The organism is Streptomyces sp. NPDC006265 (genome assembly GCF_040613555.1).
Taxonomy (GTDB): Bacteria; Actinomycetota; Actinomycetes; order Streptomycetales; family Streptomycetaceae; genus Streptomyces.
In genome coordinates, this window is sequence record NZ_JBEXSH010000532.1 from 1 (window position 1) to 6,274 (window position 6,274).

Below are 6,274 nucleotides of genomic sequence, written 5' to 3' on the forward strand. Positions count from 1 at the left end.
GAACCCGGAGTGCCGGTGCGGATCACGGGGGCGGTGGTACGGCTGCGCAGGCCCGGGTCGCGCGGCGAGGGCACGGTGCGGCTGCGCGTGCTGGCCGGGGCCGACGTACCGAGCGTACGGATCACCCTCGACGAGGAGGCGTACCGGATCGCCGGGCACGCCCACCTCGTCGGACTCCCGGTACGGGTGCAGGGGCGGCTGGAGAGCCGGGGCGGATTCCGCCGCCTCACCGGAGCCCACGGCGTCGTTCCCGTCCAGGTCGACGACGCCGAGCGGGACCGGCTGATGAAGGAGCTCCACGGGAACGTCGACTTCTTCGAGGAGGCCTGCGGAGGGGACCGCGGGGACTGATTTCGCGAAGGGCGGCCCCGGGTCGGTACGATCCTTACTCGTGCGCGCGCTCGGGTATGGCGCCGCAGCCCCCTTCAGTCAGGAGAGACCGGTGTCAGACGTCCGTGTGATCATCCAGCGCGATTCCGAGCGGGAAGAACGCGTGGTGACGACGGGCACTACGGCCGCCGAGCTCTTCGCCGGCGAGCGCTCGATCATCGCCGCGCGGGTGGCAGGCGAGCTCAGGGACCTGTCGTACGCCCTGTCCGAGGGCGACGAGGTCGAGGGCGTCGAGATCTCCTCCGAGGACGGCCTGAACATCCTGCGCCACTCCGCCGCGCACGTCATGGCACAGGCCGTGCAGGAGCTCTTCCCCGAGGCCAAGCTCGGCATCGGCCCGCCCGTCAAGGACGGCTTCTACTACGACTTCGACGTCGAGAAGCCCTTCCACCCCGATGACCTCAAGGCCATCGAGAAGAAGATGCAGGAGATCCAGAAGCGCGGCCAGCGCTTTTCCCGCCGTGTCGTCACCGACGACGAGGCCCGCGAGGAACTGGCCGACGAGCCGTACAAGCTGGAGCTGATCGGCCTCAAGGGCTCTGCCTCGCACGATGACGGCGCGGACGTCGAGGTCGGCGCCGGTGAGCTGACGATCTACGACAACCTGGACGCCAAGACCGGTGACCTGTGCTGGAAGGACCTCTGCCGCGGCCCCCACCTGCCCACCACCCGGAACATCCCGGCGTTCAAGCTGATGCGCAACGCGGCCGCCTACTGGCGCGGCAGCGAGAAGAACCCCATGCTCCAGCGCATCTACGGCACCGCCTGGCCCACCAAGGACGAGCTCAAGGCGCACCTGGAGTTCCTCGCCGAGGCCGAGAAGCGCGACCACCGCAAGCTCGGCAGCGAGCTCGACCTGTTCTCCGTGCCGGAGCAGATCGGCTCCGGCCTCGCCGTCTTCCACCCCAAGGGCGGCATCATCCGCCGGGTCATGGAGGACTACTCGCGCCGCCGCCACGAGGAAGAGGGCTACGAGTTCGTCTACACCCCGCACGCCACCAAGGGGAAGCTCTTCGAGACCTCGGGCCACCTGGACTGGTACGCCGACGGCATGTACCCGCCCATGCAGCTCGACGAGGGCGTGGACTACTACCTCAAGCCCATGAACTGCCCGATGCACAACCTGATCTTCGACGCGCGCGGGCGTTCCTACCGTGAACTGCCGCTGCGCCTCTTCGAGTTCGGGACGGTGTACCGGTACGAGAAGTCCGGGGTCGTGCACGGCCTGACCCGTGCCCGCGGCTTCACCCAGGACGACGCGCACATCTACTGCACCCGCGAGCAGATGTCGGAGGAGCTCGACAAGACGCTCACCTTCGTCCTCGGCCTGCTGCGCGACTACGGCCTGACCGACTTCTACCTGGAACTGTCCACCAAGGACCCGGAGAAGTTCGTCGGCTCGGACGAGGCCTGGGAGGAGGCCACGGAGACGCTCCGCCAGGTCGCCGAGAAGCAGGGACTGCCCCTCGTCCCCGACCCGGGCGGCGCCGCCTTCTACGGCCCGAAGATCTCCGTCCAGACCAAGGACGCCATCGGCCGCACCTGGCAGATGTCGACGATCCAGCTCGACTTCAACCTGCCGGAGCGCTTCGACCTGGAGTACACCTCCGCGGACGGCTCCAAGCAGCGCCCCGTCATGATCCACCGCGCGCTGTTCGGCTCCATCGAGCGCTTCTTCGCGGTCCTCCTGGAGCACTACGCGGGTGCCTTCCCGGCGTGGCTGGCCCCGGTCCAGGCGGTCGGCATCCCGATCGGCGACGCGCACGTGGAGTACCTGGAGAGGTTCGCCGCCGCGGCCAAGAAGAAGGGCCTGCGCGTCGAGGTCGACTCCTCCTCCGACCGCATGCAGAAGAAGATCCGCAACGCCCAGAAGCAGAAGGTGCCCTTCATGGTCATCGCGGGCGACGAGGACATGTCCAACGAGTCCGTGTCCTTCCGCTACCGCGACGGCTCGCAGGAGAACGGCATCCCCTTCGACGAGGCCATCGCGAAGATCCTGAAGGTCGTCGAGGAGCGCACTCAGGTCTGATCAGACCGTGCGAAGGCCCCCGGATCTCCGGGGATTCATCGCAACACGCGGTGAGTTGATCAAGCCGTGAGCCGTTTGGACAGACGCTCGGCCGGGGTTTCCCAGCCGAGCGTTTTGCGTGGGCGGCTGTTGAGTTCGGCGGCGACGGCGTTCAGGCCCTCTCGGGTGGGGACGGGACAGGTCGCTGCCCTTGGGGAAGTACTGCCGCTCGAACGCAGCACCCGCTACCTGATGCTCGTCCACCTGCCCACCTGCCCACCTGCCCACCTGCCCACCTGCCCACCTGCCCACCTGCCCACCGGCACAGCGCGGCGGCCGTCCGCAACGCCCTCATCGACACCGCCCAGACCCTCCCACCACACCTGAAGCGGTCCCTGACCCGGGACAAGGCTGTGAGATGGCCGCCCACCACGCTTTCAGCATCGCCACCGGCATCCCGGTCTACTTCTGCGACCCCGGCAGCCCCTGGCAGCACGGCTCGAACGAGAACACCAACGGCCTTGTGGGTGGCGGTGGCGGAGCGGGAGCCCTGGCCGACGATGAGGTCGCCTTCCCAGTGTGCCGGGGACGGCCCGGTCGGCTGCTTCGGCGGGCCGTTCGCTGATCATGACCATGGGGCGGGAGTAGCGCGGCCGGCGTTTGGCGGCGGGACGGTGCGGGCGGCGCATGGTCCGTCCGGTGCGCAGGGCGCGAGTCAGTTCACGGCGCAGTTCGCCGCGGCCTTGGACGTAAAGGGCCTGGTAGACGGTCTCGTGGGTCACGTGCATCTCCGGCCGGTCGGCAAAGCGTCTGCGCAGGGCGTGACAGATCTGCTCCGGGCTCCAGCGCAGGGTCAGGTGGTCCTGGATGAAGTCGCGCAGTTCCGGGCTCTGGCCGATCTTGCTGGGGCGGGGCCGGCGGGCGACGGCGCGGTTCCTGGACGGCGTGCGGCCGGTACTGACCGTTGGTGGGGTGCCGGTTGCGGCGTATCTCCCGGCCGATGGTCGACGGACTGCGGCCCGGCTCGGCGGCGATGGCCCGGATGGTGGCCTTCTCGCGCAGCCGGTCGGCGACGTGGATGCGGTCCGCCTCGCCCAGAGAGCGCGGCGGCGCGGGCGGGCCGGTTTCAACGGGCGGCGGCACCATCTCGTTGATCGGTGGTGCCGCCTTGTTCCTGCCCGAGGCGCCGCGTCCGTTCCGCCGGCGCTTGCCCGTCCGGACGTTGATGCCGATGGCTGCAGCAGCCTCGGAGTAGCCCATTCCGTGATCCACAAGCCGGAAGTATGCCTCCCGCTCCTGGACCAGCTTCCTGGGTCCCTGCGGCCTCCGGCCCTCCCGGATCCTGAAGTCCATTGCCACCCTGAACTGGGGTGTTGCAACGATCAGTGGAACCTAGGGATCCCGGGGGCCTTTGCCGTCCCCCCAGCTCGACGCCATATGCTGCACTGCATGACGAGTGAGCCGGAGCAGCAGCTGGGAGTAGGGACGCAGGACGCGTTCCAGCGTCTGTGGACGCCCCATCGGATGGCCTACATCCAGGGCGAGAACAAGCCGACCGGCCCGGGCGCCGGCGACGGCTGCCCCTTCTGCTCCATCCCGGCCAAGTCCGACGAGGACGGGCTCGTCGTCCGGCGCGGCGAACAGGTCTACGCGGTGCTCAACCTCTACCCGTACAACGGCGGCCACCTGATGACCGTGCCCTACCGGCACGTCGCCGACTACACCGACCTCACGGCGGGGGAGACCGCCGAGCTCGGCGAACTCACCAAGCAGGCGATGACGGCCCTGCGCACGGCCTCCGGCGCACACGGCTTCAACATCGGAATGAACCAGGGCACGGTCGCGGGCGCGGGCATCGCCGCGCACCTGCACCAGCACATCGTGCCGCGCTGGGGCGGGGACACGAACTTCATGCCGGTGGTGGGGCACACGCGGGTGCTGCCGCAGCTGCTGGCCGACACCAGGAAGATGCTGGCGGAGGCCTGGCCGACCGCCTGATTGCGGCGGGGTGGCAGCCCTCAAACCGTCCGGCGTCCGAGGACGAGGCCGTTCAGGCCGAGGGGGTCTGGGGTCGAAGCCCCCAGGGACACCGGCCACCGCCGGCCCTCGGCTGATCGGCTCGACCGCCGCAGGCCTACGCGTCGTAGACGTCCGCCTTCTTCGGCGCGGCTTCCTGAACCGCCCCGCTGAGCGCCGCCGACCGGGACCCGAACTTTTCCACGTCCACGCCGTTCTCCCGCAACACCTTCAGCGCCGCCGTGTGCACCACCCGCAGCACGGGCGTGGCCGCCCGCAGCGCGTCGTCGGCCATGAACCGGTGCCGCCACGGCTGGTCGGCCCACGCGTGCCGCAGACCGAACGGCTCGGGCAGTGTCAGACTGCCGCCGAGCCAGTTCAGCAATGGGGGATACCAGGTCAGCGGGGCGCGCGCGGCCAGCCGTACCACCTCGTCGGCGTCGATCAGCGGCAGCTTCACGGTGCGGGTCTCCCAGAATCGGAGAGCCTTCTGCACCGCCTTCTCCTTGGCCGCCGGCTTCTCGTTGAACAGGGGGTTGACCGGCCCCAGCGCATGTCCGGTGACCTCGATGCGCAGGGTGTCGTGCAGCACGGTCACCGTGATCAGCATCGTGATCACCAGGTGGCCGTCCCACAGGGCCCACTGCACACCCAGGTAGTGCCGGTCGCCGCTGCCGAACTGCTGCTTGTTGCAGATGTCCTGGATGGCGTGCGTCCGGACCGTGTACGCGTCGACGTCCGTGCCGCTCGGCCGGGACACGTCCGTCGCCTTCTCGCCGATCGGCGTGACGATCCAGTGCGTGATGGACGGCTTGGGGAAGCCGCCGGTGTTGATCGACGTGCGCTCCAGCATGCCGAGACCGCCCTGGATCGCCACGATGACGTCCCAGCTGCGGAAGGGGTGGAACTCCTTGCCCGGCTCGGCGGAGACCAACTCCTCGGCCAGCTGCCAGCTGCCCCACCGCGTACCCATGCCGAGTATGCCCTTGGGGCCCGCGTAGAAGACCGAGTTGGACCGCTGCTCGGCGGCGAGACGGGCCAGCTCCTTGCGCACCTGCTCGGCCGCGTCGCCGGGGTTGCCGGGCACGGCCTCGGGGATCTTGGCGCCGACACCGCCGCCGGACAGCAGACTCGACCAGCGCTCCCGCAGGTCACGGGCGGTCCGCTCGCAGATCTGCTTGGCCCAGAACCAGCCGACGACCGGCATGATCACCGCCGCGCGTCCGTACAGGGCCCAGAAGCCCGTAAACGGCATGCGGATCAGGAACAGCACGGCCAGCGCGCCCACCGCGACCAGCAGCGTCGTGGCGAGGGCACCGGCCCGCTTGTCCTCGCGCTTGGCCATGGTGGTGCGCAGCGTGAACACCAGCAGCCACACCAGGAAGCCGGGCAGGAAGAGCACCCCGCAGATCACCGTGATCGCCGAGAGCCAGTTGTCACGGTCGCGGCGGATGCGGTGGGCCGCCAGGCAGTGCTCCACGACGACCTGCGGCTCGATGCCGAAGGACTGGATGACCGGCTTGCGCCCGGCACCCAGCATCCGGTCGATCACCGCGCGGGAGAACGCTTCGCCGAACCTGGGGCGGAAGATCTTCGCCCAGGAGCGCGGGGGAGTCACCTTCGACTGGTGCCACTCGTTGTCGGCGTTCAGGATCTTGGTGACCTCGTCGTCCCGGTACGCCGCCGCGGCCAGCGCATAGGTCGCCGCCGTCTGGCCGCTCGCACCCGCCAGGGGCACCTGGGCTCCCGGGCTGAAGTCGAATCCGTCCGTCACTGCCGCCCCCATCGCTGCCGCATCCGCATCTGCGGCCTTCCCGACTTCCGCGCTCCGCACACCTGTTGATCAGGTCATCAGCGTAT

General features: G+C 69.4%; 3 protein-coding genes and 4 pseudogenes. 4 read left to right on the forward strand and 3 right to left on the reverse strand.

Going from position 1 to position 6,274, the window contains the following annotated elements:
- A pseudogene (locus ABZ281_RS32890) lies at nt 1-351 on the forward strand (hypothetical protein); the annotation flags it as partial.
- A gap of 91 nt (nt 352-442) precedes the next feature.
- The gene (gene thrS / locus ABZ281_RS32895) at nt 443-2,419 is read left to right on the forward strand and encodes a threonine--tRNA ligase (RefSeq protein WP_356661466.1); all 1,977 of its coding nucleotides are present in this window, start codon (nt 443-445) and stop codon (nt 2,417-2,419) included.
- 59 nt (nt 2,420-2,478) lie between these two features.
- Here the strand turns inward: thrS and ABZ281_RS32900 are convergent.
- Nucleotides 2,479-2,626, reverse strand: a pseudogene (locus ABZ281_RS32900) (IS30 family transposase); the annotation flags it as partial.
- 110 nt (nt 2,627-2,736) lie between these two features.
- Between ABZ281_RS32900 and ABZ281_RS32905 the strand changes: the two are divergent.
- Nucleotides 2,737-2,924, forward strand: a pseudogene (locus tag ABZ281_RS32905) (IS30 family transposase); the annotation flags it as partial.
- Between the two features lie 24 nt (nt 2,925-2,948).
- Here ABZ281_RS32905 and ABZ281_RS32910 read toward each other — a convergent pair.
- A pseudogene (locus ABZ281_RS32910) lies at nt 2,949-3,751 on the reverse strand (IS30 family transposase); the annotation flags it as partial.
- An 84-nt stretch (nt 3,752-3,835) separates the two neighbouring features.
- Here ABZ281_RS32910 and ABZ281_RS32915 point away from each other — a divergent pair.
- On the forward strand, nt 3,836-4,396 hold the full coding sequence (locus ABZ281_RS32915) for an HIT domain-containing protein (RefSeq protein ID WP_031104476.1): 561 nt from the start codon (nt 3,836-3,838) through the stop codon (nt 4,394-4,396).
- A 136-nt stretch (nt 4,397-4,532) separates the two neighbouring features.
- Here the strand turns inward: ABZ281_RS32915 and ABZ281_RS32920 are convergent, their stop codons facing one another.
- The gene (locus tag ABZ281_RS32920; RefSeq protein ID WP_356661468.1) at nt 4,533-6,200 is read right to left on the reverse strand and encodes a hypothetical protein; all 1,668 of its coding nucleotides are present in this window, start codon (nt 6,198-6,200) and stop codon (nt 4,533-4,535) included.
- Between the last annotated feature and the right edge of the window lie 74 nt (nt 6,201-6,274).